The 19013-nt window shown below is 72.0% G+C and carries 18 protein-coding genes and 1 pseudogene; 11 read left to right on the top strand and 8 right to left on the bottom strand.

Annotation, left to right across the window (positions count from 1 at the left end):
- Window positions 1-92: 92 nt before the first annotated feature.
- The gene (locus tag ABZ385_RS01500; RefSeq protein WP_358584919.1) at window positions 93-359 is read left to right on the top strand and encodes a WhiB family transcriptional regulator; all 267 of its coding nucleotides are present in this window, start codon (window positions 93-95) and stop codon (window positions 357-359) included.
- A gap of 39 nt (window positions 360-398) precedes the next feature.
- Here the strand turns inward: ABZ385_RS01500 and ABZ385_RS01495 are convergent, their stop codons facing one another.
- The 4 genes from ABZ385_RS01495 to ABZ385_RS01480 all read right to left on the bottom strand — a co-directional run bounded on the left by ABZ385_RS01495 (window position 399) and on the right by ABZ385_RS01480 (window position 6345).
- A complete protein-coding gene (locus ABZ385_RS01495) occupies window positions 399-1370 on the bottom strand; it encodes an acyl-ACP desaturase (protein ID WP_358698244.1) in 972 nt (323 codons plus the stop codon).
- Window positions 1371-1529: 159 nt separating this feature from the next.
- Window positions 1530-2306, bottom strand: a complete 777-nt coding sequence (gene ddaH / locus ABZ385_RS01490) for a dimethylargininase (protein WP_358909035.1) — start codon at window positions 2304-2306, stop codon at window positions 1530-1532.
- A 36-nt stretch (window positions 2307-2342) separates the two neighbouring features.
- Entirely contained in the window at window positions 2343-4691 is a 2349-nt protein-coding gene (locus ABZ385_RS01485) for an excinuclease ABC subunit UvrA (RefSeq protein ID WP_358909033.1), read from the bottom strand.
- A gap of 10 nt (window positions 4692-4701) precedes the next feature.
- Window positions 4702-6345, bottom strand: a complete 1644-nt coding sequence (locus ABZ385_RS01480) for an ATP-binding cassette domain-containing protein (protein WP_358909031.1) — start codon at window positions 6343-6345, stop codon at window positions 4702-4704.
- 401 nt (window positions 6346-6746) lie between these two features.
- Between ABZ385_RS01480 and ABZ385_RS01475 the strand changes: the two are divergent.
- The 3 genes and pseudogenes from ABZ385_RS01475 to ABZ385_RS01465 form a co-directional block, all read left to right on the top strand.
- A pseudogene (locus ABZ385_RS01475) lies at window positions 6747-6908 on the top strand (SMP-30/gluconolactonase/LRE family protein); the annotation flags it as partial.
- A 61-nt stretch (window positions 6909-6969) separates the two neighbouring features.
- Window positions 6970-7824 carry an ammonia-dependent NAD(+) synthetase gene (gene nadE, locus ABZ385_RS01470; RefSeq protein WP_358584910.1) on the top strand — a complete coding sequence of 285 codons (855 nt, stop codon included), beginning with the start codon at window positions 6970-6972 and terminating at the stop codon, window positions 7822-7824.
- An 82-nt stretch (window positions 7825-7906) separates the two neighbouring features.
- Window positions 7907-8740 (top strand): isocitrate lyase/phosphoenolpyruvate mutase family protein, encoded by an 834-nt coding sequence (locus ABZ385_RS01465; RefSeq protein ID WP_358584908.1) that lies wholly within the window; start codon window positions 7907-7909, stop codon window positions 8738-8740.
- Window positions 8741-8819: 79 nt separating this feature from the next.
- On the opposite strand, the gene ABZ385_RS01460 is transcribed toward ABZ385_RS01465, so the two are convergent.
- Complete coding sequence (locus ABZ385_RS01460; RefSeq protein WP_358584906.1) at window positions 8820-9236, bottom strand: SsgA family sporulation/cell division regulator; 417 nt, start codon at window positions 9234-9236, stop codon at window positions 8820-8822.
- Window positions 9237-9449: 213 nt separating this feature from the next.
- Between ABZ385_RS01460 and ABZ385_RS01455 the strand changes: the two genes are divergently transcribed.
- Window positions 9450-10556: an oxidoreductase gene (locus ABZ385_RS01455; RefSeq protein ID WP_358909029.1), complete on the top strand. Its 1107-nt coding sequence runs from the start codon at window positions 9450-9452 to the stop codon at window positions 10554-10556.
- 38 nt (window positions 10557-10594) lie between these two features.
- Here ABZ385_RS01455 and ABZ385_RS01450 read toward each other — a convergent pair whose 3' ends face one another.
- A complete protein-coding gene (locus ABZ385_RS01450) occupies window positions 10595-10894 on the bottom strand; it encodes a YciI family protein (RefSeq protein ID WP_358589555.1) in 300 nt (99 codons plus the stop codon).
- A 122-nt stretch (window positions 10895-11016) separates the two neighbouring features.
- Between ABZ385_RS01450 and ABZ385_RS01445 the strand changes: the two genes are divergently transcribed.
- The 5 genes from ABZ385_RS01445 to ABZ385_RS01425 all read left to right on the top strand — a co-directional run bounded on the left by ABZ385_RS01445 (window position 11017) and on the right by ABZ385_RS01425 (window position 15819).
- Entirely contained in the window at window positions 11017-11706 is a 690-nt protein-coding gene (locus ABZ385_RS01445) for an endonuclease V (protein ID WP_358589552.1), read from the top strand.
- Window positions 11707-11786: 80 nt separating this feature from the next.
- The gene (locus ABZ385_RS01440) at window positions 11787-13241 is read left to right on the top strand and encodes a glyceraldehyde-3-phosphate dehydrogenase (protein ID WP_358589550.1); all 1455 of its coding nucleotides are present in this window, start codon (window positions 11787-11789) and stop codon (window positions 13239-13241) included.
- 300 nt (window positions 13242-13541) lie between these two features.
- Window positions 13542-14444, top strand: a complete 903-nt coding sequence (locus ABZ385_RS01435) for a GNAT family N-acetyltransferase (protein ID WP_358909027.1) — start codon at window positions 13542-13544, stop codon at window positions 14442-14444.
- Between the two features lie 215 nt (window positions 14445-14659).
- Window positions 14660-15061 carry a hypothetical protein gene (locus tag ABZ385_RS01430; protein WP_358909025.1) on the top strand — a complete coding sequence of 134 codons (402 nt, stop codon included), beginning with the start codon at window positions 14660-14662 and terminating at the stop codon, window positions 15059-15061.
- A gap of 299 nt (window positions 15062-15360) precedes the next feature.
- On the top strand, window positions 15361-15819 hold the full coding sequence (locus tag ABZ385_RS01425; RefSeq protein ID WP_358589545.1) for a hypothetical protein: 459 nt from the start codon (window positions 15361-15363) through the stop codon (window positions 15817-15819).
- Here ABZ385_RS01425 and ABZ385_RS01420 read toward each other — a convergent pair.
- Window positions 15816-16991 (bottom strand): epoxide hydrolase, encoded by a 1176-nt coding sequence (locus tag ABZ385_RS01420; protein WP_358909024.1) that lies wholly within the window; start codon window positions 16989-16991, stop codon window positions 15816-15818. The genes ABZ385_RS01425 and ABZ385_RS01420 overlap by 4 nt on opposite strands.
- 103 nt (window positions 16992-17094) lie before the next feature.
- Between ABZ385_RS01420 and ABZ385_RS01415 the strand changes: the two genes are divergently transcribed.
- Entirely contained in the window at window positions 17095-17670 is a 576-nt protein-coding gene (locus ABZ385_RS01415; RefSeq protein ID WP_358909022.1) for a CGNR zinc finger domain-containing protein, read from the top strand.
- A gap of 36 nt (window positions 17671-17706) precedes the next feature.
- Here ABZ385_RS01415 and ABZ385_RS01410 read toward each other — a convergent pair whose 3' ends face one another.
- Entirely contained in the window at window positions 17707-18954 is a 1248-nt protein-coding gene (locus ABZ385_RS01410; RefSeq protein ID WP_358909020.1) for a saccharopine dehydrogenase NADP-binding domain-containing protein, read from the bottom strand.
- Window positions 18955-19013 lie beyond the last annotated feature (59 nt).

Below are 19013 nucleotides of genomic sequence, written 5' to 3'. Positions count from 1 at the left end.
GCGGGGCACCAGAGTGGTGGGAAACGCCGGGCCGGCGGCGCGTTGATCGTTCGTTGATCGCTTGTTTCGCGCGCCGGGGCACCATCGTGCCCATGCAGATCGACACGATGGCCCAGCCCGAGCTCGCCTGGCAGGAGCAGGCGCTGTGCGCGCAGACCGGAGCGGACTTCTTCTTCCCCGAGCCGGGCAGCTCGGTGCGGGAGGCGAAGGACATCTGCCGGATGTGCGAGATGCGCCCGGCCTGCCTGGAGTACGCCCTCGCCAACGACGAGCGGTTCGGCGTCTGGGGCGGCCTCTCCGAGAAGGAGCGGTTCGCCCTCAGACGCGTGCCGGCCGGGGCGCGGACCGGGGCGCGGTGACGCGGCCGGTCCGGCGCACGCCACCGCGCGTGCGGGGCGTCAGGCGCCCCGCGCCGCCATGCGCGCCTTGCGCGCCGCGAGCCGCTCGTCGAACTTGGACGCCTCCGCGTCGAGCCCGCCCATGAAGAAGCCCAGCTCCTCCTGGGCCTTCAGGCCCTGGGGGCCGAGGCCGTCGATCTCCAGGACCTTCAGGTGGCGCAGCACGGGCTGGAGCACGTCGTCGTGGTGGATGCGAAGGTTGTAGACCTCGCCGATGGCCATCTGGGCGGCGGCCCGCTCGAAGCCGGGAATGCCGTGGCCCGGCATGCGGAAGTCGACCACCACGTCCCGCACGGCCTGCATCGTCAGGTCGGGGGCCAGCTCGAAGGCGGCCTTCAGGAGGTTCCGGTAGAACACCATGTGGAGGTTCTCGTCGGTGGCGATGCGCGCCAGCATGCGGTCGCAGACCGGGTCACCGGACTGGTGGCCGGTGTTGCGGTGCGAGATGCGGGTCGCCAGCTCCTGGAACGCCACGTAGGCGACCGAGTGCAGCATCGAGTGGCGGTTGTCCGACTCGAAGCCCTCGCTCATGTGCGACATCCGGAACCGCTCCAGCTGGTCCGGGTCGACGGCGCGCGAGGCGAGGAGGTAGTCGCGCATCACGATGCCGTGCCGGCCCTCCTCGGCCGTCCAGCGGTGCACCCAGGTGCCCCAGGCGCCGTCCCGGCCGAAGAGGGAGGCGATCTCGTGGTGGTAGCTGGGGAGGTTGTCCTCGGTGAGCAGGTTGACCACCAGGGCGATGCGCCCGATGTCGGTGACGGGGGACTGGCTCTTCTCCCACGCCTCGCCGTCCTCGAAGAGGCCGGGGAAGTTGCGGGCGTCGGAGAACGGCACGTACTCGTGCGGCATCCAGTCCTTGGCCACCTTCAGGTGGCGGTTCAGTTCCTGCTCGACCACTTCCTCCAGCGCGTGGAGGAGCCGGGCATCGGTCCAGTTGTCCGAGCCGGCGAGGTGGGGAGAGGTGATCGTCACGTGTGCTCCATACGGGGGCGGGGATTGCTTACGGGCAGTGCGAGCGGTGCACTACCTACGGTGTCGTAGGTTACGTTGCCGTAGGTTAAACCCTCCGTAAAGAGGCCGCGAAACCGCCCCCCGCGTGTGCCTCCCCCGTAACTCAGGTCCCCTCGCGGCTCAGCCGTACAGTTCGCGGAGTCGAACTGAGAGGCACGTCACACAGCCTTCGAGCTTCTCGAATTCGCTGATGTCCACCAGAACCGGGTCAAAGCCGAGATCCGCGAAAAGCTCCGCGCTCTTCGGCGCGCTCGCCGCCATCAGCAGCTTCCCACCCCCGAGCAGCACGACGTGCGCGCCCGCCTCCTCCGGCACCGGCAGGAAGGGCGCGAAGAGCGAGGGGCTGTCGACCAGCGGCTCGTACCCGATCACCGTCCCGTCGGGCAGGGCCGTCACCGCCGACTTCAGGTGCAGGACCTTGGCGACCGGGACGGCCACCACGCGGGCGCCGAGCGGTTCGAAGACGGCCCGCAACTGCCGCACCCCCTCCGCGTTGGTCCGGCCGCCCCGCCCCACGTAGATCGTGTCGCCGATCTTGAGGACGTCGCCGCCGTCGAGCGTGCCCGGCTCGCGGACCCGGTTCACCGAGCAGCCGAGCCGGACCACGGCCTCCTCCACGCCGGCGGTCTCGCCCCGCCGGGCCTCGGCCCCCGGCCGGGCGATCAGCGCCACGTTCCGGAACACCACCACCGCGTCCTCCACGAACACGGCGTCGGGGCAGTCGTCGGCGGGCGCCACCTCCAGCGTCTGCCAGCCGTGGGCGTGCAGTGCCGCGACGTAGCCCTCCCACTGCCGAAGGGCCAGCTCCACGTCGACCGGGGTGCGCTCCAGGTGGGTGAGCAGTCCTTCGGCGAGGCGCGGGCCGGGGCGGCGGATCAGGGCCTTCTTGGTGTGCACGGGGTACTCCTCTTGGGGGCGGGGCATTGCCGCACATCATGCAGCGCGCTCCCCCTGCGGGCCCAGAGCGGCTCGGAGGTGATCCGCCGTGAACGACCCGCGTGCCCGCAGCAGCGCCGCCGGGGTGCCCTCGAAGACGACCCGCCCGCCGTGCTTGCCGCCGTCGGGGCCGAGGTCGATCACCCAGTCCGCGTGCTTGACGACGTCGAGGTTGTGCTCGACCACGACGACGGTGTTCCCGGCGTCGACGAGCCGGTCCAGCAGCGCGAGGAGTCCGTCCACGTCGGCCATGTGCAGACCGGTGGTCGGTTCGTCCAGGACGTACGTGGTGCCGGTGCGGTGCAGCTGCGTGGCCAGCTTGATGCGCTGGCGCTCGCCGCCGGACAGGGTGCTGAGCGGCTGGCCGAGCGTGAGGTAGGTGAGCCCGACGTCCCGCAGGGCGCCGAGGCGCCGGCGTACCGCTTGGTCCTCGAAGCGCGCGAAGAAGTCGAGCGCCCGCTCGGCGGTCATCTCCAGGACGTCCACGACGGAGCGGCCGTCGACGGTCAGGCGCAGCACCTCCTCCTTGAAGCGGCGGCCCTCGCACGCCTCGCAGGTCGTGGTCACCGGGTCCATGAACGCGAGATCGCTGTAGATGACCCCGCGCCCCCGGCAAAGTTCGCACGCGCCATGGGAGTTGAAGCTGAACAGGCCGGCCTTCGCGCCCGTCTCCCGCGCGAAGAGCCCCCGTACGGTGTCCATGATCCCGAGGTAGGTCGCCGGGGTCGAGCGGCCCGAGATGCCGATGGAGGACTGGTCGACGACCACGGCGTCCGGGTGGGCGCCGGTGAACGCCTTCGACACGAGCGTGCTCTTGCCGGATCCGGCGACGCCGGTGACCGCGGTGAGCACCCCGGTCGGCATCCGCACGCTGACGTTCTTGAGGTTGTGCAGATCGGCGCCCCTGATCCAGTGGCCGCCGGTCGCCTCGCGCGGCTTGTCCTTGACGCCCCTGACGCGGCGCAGGTGGCGGCCGGTGAGGGTGTCCGCCCCGCGCAGCTCGTCGGGCGTGCCCTCGAAGACGACCAGGCCGCCGTGGGTGCCGGCCGCCGGACCCATGTCGACCACGTGGTCGGCGACCGCGATCACGTCCGGGTCGTGCTCGACCACCAGTACGGTGTTGCCCTTGTCGCGCAGCCGCAGCAGCAGGTCGTTGAGGCGCCCCACGTCGCGCGGGTGCAGGCCGACGCTCGGTTCGTCGAAGATGTACGTCATGCCGGTGAGGCTGGAGCCGAGGTGGCGCACCATCTTCAGCCGCTGCCCCTCGCCGCCGGAGAGGGTCGACGTCTCGCGGTCCAGGCTGAGATAGCCGAGGCCGATCGCCTCGATCCGCTCCAGGGCCGCGACGGCCGCCGCGGCGACGGGGCCGGCCACCGGGTCATGGACGCGCCGCAGCTCCCGGACGAGGTCGGTGACCTCCATGCGGACGCAGTCCGCGATGCCGAGGCCGTTGATCCGGGTGGCGAGCGCGGCGGGGTTGAGCCGGGCGCCCCGGCAGGCCGGGCAGGGGCCCTCGTGGAGGAAGCCCCGCACCATGTCCCGGGTCCTCTGGGCGAGGGAGGAGAGGTCCCGGTGGAGGTAGAGCCGCTCGAAGCGGTCGGCCAGGCCCTCGTAGTCGATGTCCCGGGCGCCGCCGGTGTTGTCGACGCTGACCTTCTTCCGTCCGCCCGCCCCTCGTCCGCCGCGCAGCAGGAACTCCCGCTCGGCGTCGGTGAATTCGCCGACCGGTTTGTGCGTGTCCAGGTCGGGGGTGTTGGTGTAGGTCTGGCCCTGCCAGGTCCCGGCGGCGAACGGCGGGAAGAGGATCGCGCCGTCCGCCAGGGACCTGGCGGGGTCGATGATGCGGTCGTAGTCGGGCCGCACGGTGCGGCCGAGCCCGTCGCACGCGGGGCACATGCCCGACGGGTCGTTGAAGGAGTACGCCGTCGCCGGGCCCGCGCTCGGCGTGCCGTACCGGGAGAAGAGCACCCTGATCACGGAGTAGACGTCCGTGATCGTGCCCACGGTGGAGCGGGAGTTGCCGCCGATCGGCCTCTGGTCGACGACGATCGCGGGCGAGAGGTCCTCGATGGCGTCCGCGTGCGGCCGCTCGTACTTCGGCAGCCGGTTGCGGACGAACCACGTGAAGGTCTCGTTCAGCTGCCGCTGGGACTCGACCGCGATCGTGTCGAAGACGACCGACGACTTCCCGGACCCCGACACCCCCGTGAAGACCGTGAGGCGGCCCTTGGGGATGCGCAGATCCACCTCCTTGAGGTTGTTCTCCCGGGCTCCCGAGAGAGTGATGTGCCCGTGGGCGCCCGGCTGCCTGTCCTGGGGGGTGTCGTGCCGTGTGTGCTGGTGCATACACGCGAAGCTAGTCAAAATACCCGACAGCTTCTGTCTTCTTTTCCTGGGTGATTTCCGTCAGCTCCCCGTCCAGCAGGAGCCACCGGGTGATGCCGATGGACTCCAGGAACGCCAGGTCGTGACTGGCCACGATCAGTGCGCCCTCGTACGACTCCAGAGCCGTCGAGAGCTGCCGCACGCTCGCCATGTCGAGGTTGTTCGTCGGCTCGTCGAGCATGAGCAGCTGCGGTGCCGGCTCGGCCAGCAGCAGTGCCGCGAGCGCCGCGCGAAACCGCTCGCCGCCGGAGAGGGTAGCCGCCCGCTGGTCGGCCTTGGCGCCCTTGAACAGGAACCGGGCCAGCCGTGCCCGGACGCGGTTCCTGGTCGCCTCGGGGGCGTACGCGGCCACGTTCTCGGCGACGGTGAGGTCGTCGTCGAGAACGTCGAGGCGTTGCGGCAGGAAGCGCATCGGGACATGCGCCCGCGCCTCGCCGGCGACCGCTTCCAGCTCGCCGGCGACGGTGCGCAGCAGTGTCGTCTTGCCCGCGCCGTTGCGGCCGATCAGCGCGATCCGCTCGGGCCCGCGCAGTTCGAACTCGCCCTGGACCCGGGCTCCGTAGCGCAGTTCCAGGCCGCTCAGGGTGAGGACCGTGCGGCCCGGGTGCACCAGGGTGTGCGGCAGGTCGACGCGGATCTCGTCGTCGTCCCGCACCGCCTCCACGGCCTCGTCGAGACGCTCCTTGGCCTCGGCGAGCTTCTCCTCGTGCATGACGCGATGCTTGCCCGCCGACTCCTGGGCGGCGCGCTTGCGGGCGCCCATCAGGATCTTCGGCTGGCTCCTGCTCTCCTGGATCTTCTGCCCGTAGCGCTTGCGGCGGGCCAACTTCACCTGGGCGTCGGCCAGATCGCGCTTCTGCTTGCGCAGGTCCGACTCGGCGACGCGCACCATGCGCTCCGCCGCCTCCTGTTCGCCGGCGAGGGCCGCTTCGTACGCGCTGAAGCCGCCCCCGTACCAACTGACCGTGCCGTCGCGCAGATCGGCGATCTGGTCGACCAGTTCGAGGAGTTCGCGGTCGTGGCTGACCACCACCAGGATCCCGGACCAGGCCTCGACGGCCGCATAAAGGCGCCGACGGGCGTGCAGGTCAAGGTTGTTGGTCGGCTCGTCCAGCAGCAGGACATCGGGGCGGCGCAGCAGCAGCGCGGCCAGGCGCAGCAGCACCGACTCGCCGCCCGAGACCTCGCCCGTGGTGCGGTCGAGGCCGATGTGGCCGAGCCCGAGCTGGTCGAGGGTGGCGCGGGCCCGCTCCTCCACGTCCCAGTCGTCACCGACGGCCGTGAAGTGTTCCTCGCTCGCGTCACCCGCTTCGATGGCGTGCAGGGCGGCGCGCGTCGCGGCGATGCCGAGCACCTCGTCGACGCGCAGCGCGGTGTCGAGGGTGACGTTCTGCGGCAGGTGACCGACCTCGCCGAGGGCCTTGACGGTGCCGTCGGTGGGGGTCAGCTCGCCGGCCAGCAGCTTCAACAGCGTTGACTTACCGGAGCCGTTGGCGCCGATGAGCCCGGTGCGGCCGGGGCCGAAGGCCACCTGGAGGCCTTCGAAGACGCTGGTCCCGTCGGCCCAGGCGAAGGTGAGCGACGAGCAGCTGAGAGAGGTGGGGGAAGAAGACATACGGGCCTCGCGGTTGCGTGGTGGAGCGCGGTCAAGGGCAACGCGTTCGAGACACCGCGGCGGGAAGGGAGGCCGAAGAACGGAAAAGGCCTGTGCCGGGGGGACGGGACGGCTCGTATGCCGAGGTCGCACACGGCGTACACGGCAGCGAAGGCTGCGTGACGCGGTGTCTCATGACCTCAGACGAGCAACGTCCTACTCCTATCGACGGCAACAGAACCGCTGCACACGTTAGGAGCCCCTGCGGGCCCCTGTCAACGCTTTATCGCCGCCCCGCGTCAGCGCGAAGCCGGCGGGACGGGGGCACCGGCGGCACCGGGCGCTCGAAGAAGGTCTCCAGCGACACGGTGACCTGCGTGCCGCTCACGCCGTCGATGGCGTACAGCCTGCGCAGCACGTCCTGGCTCCCGGACGGAACGCTCATCGGCCGGCTGAACATCCCCGAGCCCGTCTCGGACATCGCCTTCGGCGGCCCCAAGAACAACCGGCTGTTCATCACCGCGTCGACCTCGCTGTACTCGCTGGTGACAGCGGTCACCGGGCTGCCGCGCGTACGGTGCTGACGCGGGGGAACCCTTCTCCTCCCGACCGGAAACAAGAGCAGGAACGACAGCAGGAGCGACCATGACCGACCGTGCGTCCCTTTCCCCGCGGCAGGAGACCGCCTCCGCGCAGCAGGAGATCGCCCGGGCCCTCCAGGTGAGCGCGGACTTCGCCGTGCGGCAGGAGATCGAGCGCCGCGTGGCCTTCCTGGCCGACCAGCTGACCTCCAACGGCCTGCGCTCCCTGGTGCTCGGCATCAGCGGCGGCGTGGACTCCACGACCGCGGGGCGGCTGTGTCAGCTCGCGGTCGAGCGGGTCCGCGCCGACTCGGGGCAGGAGGCGACGTTCTTCGCCATGCGGCTGCCCTACGGCGCCCAGGCCGACGAGCACGACGCCCAGGTGGCGCTGGACTTCATCCGGCCGGACAAGATCCTCACCGTCGACGTGAAGCCCGCCTCCGACGCCGCCCTGGAGGCCGTGGTGACGGGCGGCGCCCTCTTCCGGGACGCCCACCACCAGGACTTCGTCCTCGGCAACATCAAGGCCCGCCAGCGCATGATCGCCCAGTACGCGGTGGCGGGGGCGCACGAGGGCCTGGTGGTGGGCACCGACCAGGCGGCCGAGGCGGCCTCCGGCTTCTTCACCAAGTTCGGCGACGGCGCCGCGGACGTCGTCCCGCTCACCGGCCTCACCAAGCGGCGGGTCCGCGCCCTGGCACGGGAGCTGGGCGCACCGGACGCCCTGGTGAACAAGGTCCCGACGGCCGACCTGGAGTCGTTGAACCCGGGTCTGTCCGACGAGGAGGCGCTCGGCGTCACCTACCACGACATCGACGCCTTCCTGGAGGGCGAGCCGGTCGACGAGACCGTCGCAGCCAAGATCATCCAGCGCTACCGGCTGACGGCGCACAAGCGGGAACTCCCGATCGCGCCCTGAACCGCGGGGACACCCCCGGCACGTCACGATGATGTCGGATTTCCGCCGGACACCGGTCAGGGCCGCTGGTTGAGTACGCCGCATGACGACGCACCTTCGTGAAGCCGCCCTCGCCTTCCGCGCCCTGCACACCGCGGGCCGCCCCCTCGTGCTGCCCAACGCCTGGGACGCCGCGAGCGCCCGGGTCATCGAGGCGGCGGGCGCCCGGGCGATCGCCACCACCAGCGCGGGCGTCGCCTGGGACCTCGGCTCCGCGGACGGTGACAGGCTGGGCAGGGACCGCGCCCTGGGGGCCGTGGCCACGATCGCCGCGGCGGTGGGCGTGCCCGTGAGCGCCGACATCGAGAGCGGCTACGCCACGGACGCGGCGGGCGTCGCCGAGACGGTGCGCGGGGTCCTCGCGGCGGGCGCCGTGGGCGTGAACATCGAGGACGCGGCGTACGAGGGCGACGCGCCGCTGCGCGCGCCGGCCGACCAGGCGGCGCGGATCGAGACGGCCCGCAAGACGGCGGACGCGGCGGGGGTCCCGCTGTTCATCAACGCGCGCGTGGACACCTATCTGCGCGCGGTGGGCCAGGAGGCGGACCGGCTCGCGCTCACCCTGGAGCGGGCCGCCGCCTATCTGGCGGCGGGGGCCGACGGGATCTTCGTGCCGGGCGTCGCGGGCCCCGACACGCTCGCGGCGCTGGTCGCGGGCGTCGGGGGCCCGCTCAACGTGACGGCCGGGCCAGGGGCGCCGTCCGTCGCGGAGCTCGCCGCGCTCGGGGTCGCGCGCGTCAGCACCGGCGCGCGCATCGCCCAGGCCGCGCACGCCGTCGTACGGGAAGCCGCGCTGGAACTGCTGGCGAAGGGGACGTACGGACCGCTGGAGGGCGGCCTCGACTACGGGGAGCTGAACACGCTGCTCGGCGGCTGAGCGGGCGTGGGGGAGGGGCAGGCCCGAGGGAGTACGGGCCGGGGCTGCCGGCTGAGGGAGACCGGCGCGTGTCCCTCCCTCAGCACGCGTCCCGCATCAGCTCCGCGAGGTCCTGGTCCAGATCGACGTGCCGGTGCTCCTGGCCGACCGGCACCAGCGTCGTCGTACGGCGCAGGAAGTGACGCAGCTCCCCGGTGCGGATGTGGACGATCGCCGTGCCCTCGGGCGCGTGGAACTCCAGGACCGTGCGGTCGAAGCCGTACGGGCGCACCCGCACGTCGCCGTGGCCGACCGCGCGCTCCACGCCGTCGGTGAGCAGCTCGCGGGCGAAGGTCCAGTAGACCTCGACGCCCTCCAGGGTCGCGGGAGCGGGAAAGCTCATCCGCACGGCGAAGGGGTCCCGCCGGTCGTAGTGGAGTGTCGCGGGAATGGTCGGCATCCGCGGCGCGGTGGCGACCAGGCGGGCCTCTACGGCTTGCTCGATGACGGTGGACAACGCCTGCTCCCTCACTGACTGCTGGACGACTGGGGTCGGCACTTGGATAGACGACGGAAAGACGGGTTCCGTGCACACGCGAGGAGGGTGAGACCGAGTGACCTCTGTCACCGCGACACCGTGGGAGCGCCCGCGGTTCCCGCCGCCCGTCCCGCGGGGGACGCCTTCAGGCCATCTGGACGAGCCGCGGCGCGTCGGCTAGCTTCGCCCGCCATGAGGCCCATGGGGAAGTCGAAGTCGATGAGGCGCGCGGTGCCGACGGCGGTGTGCGCGGCGGCGCTCGCCGCGGGTGTCCTCGCCTCGCCCGCCACCGCCCGGCCGGACGGCCCGGGGCAGACGCCCAAAGGGGCCCCGAGCTGGCAGCTCAAGGACAGCGGCACCGACGCCCGCTTCCGGGGCCTCGCCGCCGTCAGCCGGGACACGGCCTGGGTGGCCGGCTCGAAGGGGACCGTACTGCGCACGTCGGACGGCGGCAGGACCTGGCGCGATGTCTCCCCACCGGGCGGCGCCGCGCTCGAACTCCGGGACGTCGAGGCCTTCGACGCCCGGCGGGCGGTCGTCCTCGCCATCGGCGAGGGCGAGGCGTCCAGGGTGCTGCGGACCGACGACGGCGGCGCGACCTGGACGGAGTCCTTCCGCAACACCGACCCCAAGGCCTTCTACGACTGCGTGACCTTCTTCGACCCCCGCCACGGCCTGGCGCTGAGCGACCCGGTCGACGGCAGGTACCGCGTCCTGTCCACCGCCGACGGCGGCCGCTCCTGGAAGGTGCTGCCGAACACGGGCATGCCCCGGGCGCAGGAGGGCGAGGCGGCGTTCGCGGCGAGCGGCCAGTGCCTGGTGGCCGCCGGGCCGCGCGACGTGTGGCTGGCCACCGGCGGCGCGGCCCGCGCGCGCGTCCTGCACTCCGCGGACCGGGGCCTGACCTGGCGGGCCACCGACGCGCCGATCCCCGCCGGCGACCCGGCCCGCGGTGTCTTCGGGCTCGCCTTCCGCGACCGTACGCACGGCATCGCGGTCGGCGGCGACTACCGCCCCGACCAGGCCTCGCCGAAGGCGGCGGCGCACACCCGCGACGGCGGCCGCACCTGGACCCCGGCCGGGCGGCCGCCGCCCGCCTACCGCTCGGGCGTGGCCTGGCTGCCGCACAGCCGCACCACCGCCCTCGCGGTCGGCCCCACGGGCACGGACCTCACCTCGGACGGCGGGCGGACCTGGCGCACGGTCGACCCCGGGTCGTTCGACACCGTGGACTGCGCCCGGGACGGGGGCTGCTGGGCGTCCGGCGAGAAGGGGCGTGTCGCCCGCCTGGAGCGCTGAACCCGCCCGGAGCGCTGACGGGGCCGCCCCGGACGCGGCTACGCGGGCAGTTGCTCGCGGTACGAGGCCAACTCCGGGGCCGTCTTGGTCGCGTAGAACTCGGTGATCCGGTACGCGCACACCCCGGCCACGACGAAGGGGTCCGCGGCGGTGATCTCCTCGATCCGCGCGCGGTCCTCCGCCACAGCGATGATCACACCGCCGTCGCGCGGATTCTTGCGCCCGGAGGCGATGAACGTCCCCGCCGCGTACTGCTCGTCGAGCCACGCCACATGGGCGGCCAGCTGCTCGTCGACGGCGGACAGGGGCGCGGTGTAGGTCAATTCGAGAATGAACATGATCGCGAGGCTACCCCCGTCGTGCGGCTCCGGTCGGCCCGGAACGGCGCCCCACTAGGGCGCGTGCCAGGCGTCGCCAGGCAGACGGGACGTTCACCACACGCCCTAGGCTGACGCGCATCATGATCAGTTACTCACTTCCCGCCGACTGGCCCTCCGACGAGGCGGCGGCGCGCGCCGTCCAGGACGAGTTGCGCGCCCGCGTGGTCCTCGACGAACAGGGCCCGCCGCCCGGCACCGGACACGTGAGCGGGGTGGACGTCGCCTACGACGACGAGCGGGACGTCGTCGCGGCCGCCGTGGTCGTGCTGGACGCGGCGACGCTCGACGTGGTCGAGGAGGCGACGGCGGTCGGCACCGTGGCCTTCCCCTACGTGCCGGGCCTGCTGGCCTTCCGGGAGATCCCGGCCGTGCTCGCCGCCCTCTCCCGGCTCACGGTCGACCCCGGCCTCGTCGTCTGCGACGGCTACGGCGTCGCCCACCCGCGCCGCTTCGGCCTCGCGAGCCACCTCGGCGTCCTGACGGGACTGGCGACGATGGGCGTCGCGAAGAACCCCTTCACCTTCTCGTACGAGGCTCCGGCCGCGCCCCGGGGCAGCAGCTCACCGCTGCTGGACGGGACGGAGGAGGTGGGCCGGGCGCTGCGCACCCGGGAGGGCGTGAAGCCGGTGTTCGTCTCGGCCGGTCACCGGGTGACGCAGGCCGGGGCGTGCGCCCACGCCCTGCGGCTCACGCCCCGGTATCGGCTGCCGGAGACCACCCGCCGCGCGGACGCGCTCTGCCGGGCCGCTTTGCGGGAAACGGCCAGGTGAAAGCGGTGGAGCGACCGGGTGAACGATCAAAAGACGAGCGGGTTAGCATATGAGCGCCGCCTAGCTCGAAAGAGAAACCTGTGACTGTCAACGACGACTCGTTCACCAACTGGAAGAACCGCGAGGAGATCGCGGAGTCGATGATCCCGATCATCGGGAAGCTGCACCGCGAGCGGGACGTGACGGTCCTGCTGCACAGCCGCTCCCTGGTGAACAAGTCGGTGGTCAGCATCCTCAAGACCCACCGCTTCGCCCGGCAGATCGCCGGCGAGGAGCTGTCGGTCACCCAGACGCTGCCCTTCCTGCAGGCTCTCACCGCGCTGGACCTCGGCCCGTCCCAGATCGACATCGGCATGCTCGCCGCGACGTACAAGAGCGACGACCGCGGCCTGTCGGTGGCCGAGTTCACCGCGGAGGCGGTCGCCGGCGCCACCGGCGAGAACAAGATCGAGTGCCGCGAGGGCCGCGACGTCGTCCTCTACGGCTTCGGCCGCATCGGCCGCCTCGTCGCCCGCCTGCTCATCGAGAAGGCCGGCTCCGGCAACGGCCTGCGGCTGCGCGCCATCGTCGTGCGCGGGGGAGGGGAGCGGGCCGCCGAGGACATCGTGAAGCGGGCCTCGCTGCTGCGCCGCGACTCCATCCACGGCCAGTTCCAGGGCACCATCACCGTCGACGAGGCGAACAGCAAGATCATCGCCAATGGCAACGAGATCAAGGTGATCTACGCGAACGACCCCACCGAGGTCGACTACACCGCGTACGGCATCAAGAACGCCATCCTCATCGACAACACCGGCAAGTGGCGTGACCGCGAGGGCCTCTCCAAGCACCTGCGCCCCGGTGTCGACAAGGTCGTCCTGACCGCCCCGGGCAAGGGCGACGTGCCCAACATCGTGCACGGCGTCAACCACGACACGATCAAGCCGGACGAGCGGATCCTGTCCTGCGCCTCCTGCACCACCAACGCGATCGTCCCGCCGCTGAAGGCGATGGCCGACGAGTACGGCGTGCTGCGCGGCCACGTGGAGACCATCCACTCCTTCACCAACGACCAGAACCTCCTGGACAACTACCACAAGGCCGACCGCCGCGGCCGCTCGGCGCCGCTCAACATGGTGATCACCGAGACCGGTGCGGCCTCCGCCGTCGCCAAGGCGCTGCCGGACCTGAAGGCGCCGATCACCGGCAGCTCGATCCGGGTCCCGGTGCCGGACGTCTCGATCGCGATCCTCAGCCTCACGCTCGGCCGCGAGGCCACCCGCGAGGAGGTCCTGGACTACCTCCGCAACGTCTCGCTGACCTCGCCGCTCAAGCGCCAGATCGACTTCACCAGCGCTCCCGACGCGGTCTCGAACGACTTCATCGGCTCGCGCCACGCCTCGATCGTCGACGCGGGCGCCACCAAGGTCGACGGCGACAGCGCGATCCTCTACCTCTGGTACGACAACGAGTTCGGCTACTCCTGCCAGGTCATCCGGGTCGTCCAGCACGTGTCCGGGGTGGAGTACCCGACATATCCCGTGCCGGTCGCCTGATCCCGAGGCCATGGCCCCGCGCCTCCGTCGCCGCTCGTGGCGGCGGAGGCGCGGTGGGCTTCAGCCCGTGTCGCCGCGCCCACACATGCCAGACCCGGTTCGCGGGTCGGGGCGCGAGGAAATCCGTGGACGGGTCCGCGGGGGAGCGCTTAGGGTGTGGTTCCACGCCCTGAGACGGATGGAAGGAGGCGAGTGCCGTGCGGTTCACACCTTTCCAGCGCTCCCTCTTTCCGCTGTCCCGGCGTGGTTCGTGAGTTCTGACCGGGAGCGCTCCAAGCAGCCTGTATCCCGGAGGAATCCATGACCGAAGTGGTCATCCGCGCGCTCACCGCGAGCGACGCTCATCTCTTCGACGCACTCCCCGACCCCCTGGGCGCCCGTGAGGGCCACCGGCGTACCCGGTTCCGCCCCGACTGGAAGCGCGTCGCCCTGCGCGACGGCGTGGTCGTCGCACGCGGCGCGTGGTGGGGCGGGCCCGACGACGCGCAGCCCATGAACATCAACTGGTTCGACGTGGCCGAGGGCGAGGAGGAGGCGGGGGCCGAGCTCCTGCGCTCCGCTCCCCGGCAGGTCGAACTCGAGATCAACCTGCCGGGCGGCTGGCGGGAGAAGACCGACCTGCGGGCCGCCGCCGAGGCGCGCTTCGCCGCCGCACGGGCCGCGGGGTACGAACTCCTGGTGGAGCGCTTCCTGTACCGCTGGACCCCGGAACGAGGTCTGCCCGAGCGGCCCGGACGCCTGCGCTTCAGCGCCGAACCCGACGACGCCGTGTTCTTCGACGCGTTGCGCCGCATCCACTCCGTCACCCTGGACGCCCACGCGCTCAGGGCCATCGAAGAGGGCGGCCTCGACCAGGCGGCCCAGGAGGAACTCGACTTCTTCCACTGGTGCCCCTCCCCACGGGAGTGGTGGCAGACCGCGCACACGCCGGAGGGCGACCTGGCCGGCATCCACATCCCGGCCCACAACCCCTCCGGCCCGACCGTCGGCTTCATCGGCGTCGTCCCGGAACAGCGCGGTCACGGCTACGCCTACGACCTCCTCGCGGAGTGCACCCACCTGCTCGTCGAGCAGGGTGCGGAGTTCGTCACCGGAGCGACGGACCAGGGCAACTTCCCCATGGCCGCGAACTTCACCAAGGCCGGCTTCCCCGTCGTCAGGGAACGCATCAACTTCCACCCGACGACGGGCCAAGCGGCCTAGCGAGGCACAGCACACGCCGAGGGGTCCGGTCCGGGGGAAGGCCGGGCCCCTTGTCGGCATGGGTGGGCTTCTCTTGTCGGAGGGTGGGCCGTAGCCTTCTGTGTCGACCGTCTGAGTCTCTCTGCACGGACTGGGGGCACGTGGACACGGCGAGTCTGCTTCTGATCGGGGCGGCGGGCGGAGCGGTGCGTGGAGTCGTGCACGCCTATGACTGCATGACCGAATGGCTCCTGCGACGGCAGGAGTTCCGCCTCTCCGAGCAGCCCGAGACCGAGGGACCGCCTCCTGCCTTCAGCGCTTACTACGATGTCGCGGGCCAGAGCATCGCAGCCGTGGTGCACATGGTGATGGGAGCCGGGGTGGCCCTGCTCATGGCGGCCTGGGGGCAGATCGACGGCGGCTTCGCGACGTTCGCCGTCGGGGCGTCGGCGCCCTTGATCCTCGTCCAGCTCAAGCACACCCGGCTGGCGGGAGTCCTCATCGGCGCCCCCGAAGCACCGCAGGGCGCCCCGCCGCAGGTCCCCCCGCCGCAGGACGCTCCACCACCGGTGACCGGGCCGCCGGCCGAGCGGCCTGTCTCCCGGCGTCCGGCCGCGGGCCGGAGCGGCACGGAATGACCCGGCCCACGCTGCTCCGTCGCGCGGCCGCGGCCGCGATCGGAGTCGACCGGCGCCCGAGCCACGCTCGCGCCCTGCCCCTCGCGCAGGGCCTCACGCTGACGCGCAGGGCCGCCGCGGCGATCATCGGCATCCGTGCGCACCGCCTGCCCGCAGACGCGACGGCCGAGGCGGCGGCGCGGAAGGTGGGAGGGGAGAGCGCGGGTCGCAGCACACGGTCCGCGCCGTCCCCGTTGGTGACTCTGGGTGCGGCGCCGGGACGGCCCCCGGTCAGGGAACGGCCCCACCGTGGACTGGTCTTGGCCGCGGCTGCCGCCGTCACGGCCGTTGCCTTGGGCGCCTACGTGCACCACGAGGGGGGCTTGAGCGTGGCGGAGCAGCCACCGGTTCACCAGCCGGCGGGCGTTCTGCCGAAGGAGTACCTCGGTACCTGGGAGACGACCGTCGAGAACGGGGAGGGGCTCCACACCCGGAAGATGGTGATCCGGCAGGGACACGTGGACGAGACGGTGATGACCCTGACGGCAGTCGGGACAAAGGAGGGGGGCGGCGCATACCGCTGTGTGTTCGCAGCGAGACTGGACTCCGTCACCTCTGGCGTCGTCAGGTTGAGCAGCTCGACGGTGACGTCCGGCAAACCGCCCTCGGCGTGCACGCCCGGCGGACCGTCGACGCTGACCCTGATGGGCGAGGACAGGCTCCGGCGCGACGACAGGGACGGCACCACCCCCGCGCAGGTGTACAACCGTTCCCGCTAGGACCGACGAGCGGCCAGCACCGCCGCCAGGCCGTCCCGCAGGTCCTCGACGAAATACTCGGGGACCTCAAGCGACGGGAAATGCCCCCCGGTTGCGGGCGACCTCCATCGGACGATCTGGCGGAAGCGCTCCTCGGCCCACGCACGCGGATACTTCTCGATGTCGCGGGGATACGTCGTGATCGCCGACGGGACGTCCACCCGAAGCTCCGGGTCGAGCGAGTCGTGGCTCTCGTAGTAGATCCGGGCCGCCGACGCGCCGGTCCGTGTCAGCCAGTACAGGGTGACGTTGTCGAGAAGCCGGTCCAGGGAAATCGTCTCGAACGGGCTGTCCTCGGTGTCCGACCACTCGGCGAACTTGTCGAGGATCCACGCGAGAAGCCCGACCGGCGAGTCGACGAGCGAGTAGCCGATGGTCTGCGGCCGGGTCGCCTGCTGCTTCGCGTACGCCGTGTGGTGGTGCCAGAAATCGCGGGTCTCCTCGGTCCATTCGCGCTCGCCCGCGGTCAGCCCGTCCGTCGACAACCCGGGCGGCGCCTGCGCCAGCGTCGTATGGATGCCGAGGACCCGCTCCGGAAACCTGCCGCCGAGGATCGTGGTGATCACACCTCCCCAGTCGCCGCCGTGGGCCGCGAACGTGTCGTAGCCGAGCCTGCCCATCAGTTCCACCCACGCGGCCGCGATCTTCTCGGTCCCCCACCCGGTGGTGGCCGGCTTGTCGCTGTGACCGAAGCCGGGCAGTGACGGGACCACGACGTGGAACGCCGGCGCGTCCACGTCCTTTGGCTCCGCCAGCTCGTCCACGACATCGACGAACTCGGCGACGCTGCCCGGCCAGCCGTGCGTCAGGAGCAGGGGAGTGGCGTCCGCGCGCGTCGACCGGCGGTGCAGGAAGTGGATTCCCAGACCGTCGACGACCGTGCGGAACTGGCCGATCCGGTCAAGGCGCGCCTCGAATGCCCGCCAGTCGTACCCGGTGCGCCAGTAGTTCACGACGTCCACGAGGTCGGCGAGCGGAACGCCCTGTTCCCATCGGTGAGGACCGGGCGCGGCGCGGCGGACGGTCTCGGGCTCCGGCAGTCGCGCCGAGGCCAGTCGTGCGCGCAGATCGTCGAGCTCGGCATCAGTGGCACGGACTTCGCATGCGTGGACGTCATTGGTCGGACGGGACATGAGACCTCCTGGCCGTCGCGGAGCCGGCCACGAACAGGTGTGAACCGGCTAAGACGGTTCTATCGCGCCGTCCAGTCGACGCGCAACCGGCTAAGGTGGTTCCATGCCTGCTGAGTTCCCTGACTTCCGCCTCGGTGACGTGCTGGCGACCAGCTTCACGGGGACCCTGTCGGAGCGTCACGGCAACGCGGTGGAGCGCATTCCCACGCCGCACCGACTCGTCGACTGGCTGACGGTGAGCGGTCTCGCCGTGCCGTCCTGCACCCCCGCGCAGCTCGACCTCGCCCGGGAACTGAGGGAGTCGATCCACGCCGCTGCGACGGCGCGCGCGCTCCAGGAGCCTCTCCCCGCCCCCGCTGTCCAGGTCATCAATGACCGCAGCGCCCAAGGCCGGGCCGCGGCCGTCCTGACGCCCGAGGGTGAGCGGCGCTGGCTGCTCGGCTCGGCCTCCTGCGTGGCGGACGCCCTCGGCGTGATCGCCGCCGACGCGATCAGCGTCATCGCCGGCGCACGAGACGGAAGACTGGCCTTGTGCGCATCGCCGACCTGCCGGGCCGCCTTCTTCGACACCAGTCGGAGCCGTACCCGTAAATGGTGCGACATGAATACCTGTGGGAATCGCCAGAAGAAGGCGCGCTTCAACGCCGGTCAACGCAAGAACTCCCGAGGCCCTCGATGAGGGCCTCGGGAGCATGACCAGGACTTTCGCGGGAGGCTAGCGCACCGAGGCCACCCGGAAGGTGAGCCCCGCGGCCCGCAGTCGCGCGAGCAGCGCGTCGCCCATCGCCACGGCCGTGGTGAGCTGCCCGGCGACCGGCGGCAGGGTGTCCAGCGCGAGGCACAGCGCCGACTCGCCCAGCATCTTCGCCGTCTCGTCGTACCCCGGATCACCGCCCGCGACCTCGGTGAAGACCCGCTTGCCGCCGCCCTCGCCGACGAACCGCACCGAGAACCACGCCTTGTCCCGCGCCTCCTGCCGGGGCCCGTCACCGGGCTTGAGCCGGTCCGAGAGCCACCGCCGGGCGGGCGGCAGCTGCGCGGCGACGGCCAGGCCGCCGACGGCGACCGTGCCGCCGAGTGCCATCGGCAGCGTCCGCACGGCGGCGTAGTGGCGGTAGCGGAAGTCGGGCCCGTACCGCTCCAGGGCCCGCGCCGAGCGCTGCACCACCCGCGGGTCGATCGTCGGCAGCGGCAGCGCCCACGCGCCGACCTCCCCCGCGTACCGCGGAGCGCTCGGCGGGGCGTACGCCTTGCGGTCCGCCGGGCGCGGCTCGAGGCGCCGCCGCTCCTTGGCGGCGGCCATCATCTGCGGCCCCCGGGCGAACTGATTGAGCGCCGACGCGAAGGTGCCGCCGGAGAAGCGCCCGTTCGTCCGCACGAACCCGTCGACGCGCAGCGGCACCCCCTCCGGCAGCTGCCCCACCGTGAAGTACGCCCCCAGGTCGTGCGGGACCGAGTCGAAGCCGCAGGAGTGCACGAGCCGCGCGCCCGTCTCCCGGGCGCGGGCGTCGTGCCGCGCGTACATCACGTCCACGAACTCGGGCTCACCCGTGAGGTCCACATAGTCCGTGCCCGCGTCCGCGCACGCGGCGACCAGCTCCTGCCCGTACGTCAGGTAGGGGCCGACGGTCGTGGCGACCACGCGCGCCCGAGCGGCCAGCTCTCGCAGGGAGGCGGGGTCCGCCACATCGGCGCGCACCAGCGGAAGCCCCGCGCGCGCCGGGACGATCGAGGCCAGCCGCTCGCGCAGCCGCTCCAGCTTGCCCGTGTCGCGCCCCGCGATCGCCCACCGCAGCCCCTCGGGCGCGTGCCTGGCGAGGTACTCCGCGGTGAGCACCCCGACGAAGCCGGTCGCGCCGAAGAGCACGATGTCGTACGCGCGATCGTCCTTCGCACCGCTCGGCGGGCCCTCCGCGCCGTCCGCCGCCTTGCTCCCGCCGTTCTCGCCGTGCTGACCGGTCATGACACCTCTTCGCCGTACGCAGGGGCAGTTGGGTGGCCGAGGCTAGCGCGCGTCCCCAG

The sequence above is a fragment of the Streptomyces sp. NPDC005898 genome (assembly GCF_040629635.1).
Classification (GTDB): Bacteria; Actinomycetota; Actinomycetes; order Streptomycetales; family Streptomycetaceae; genus Streptomyces.
Note: the sequence above shows the minus strand (reverse complement) of the source record. Positions and strands in the feature narration are given on the sequence as shown.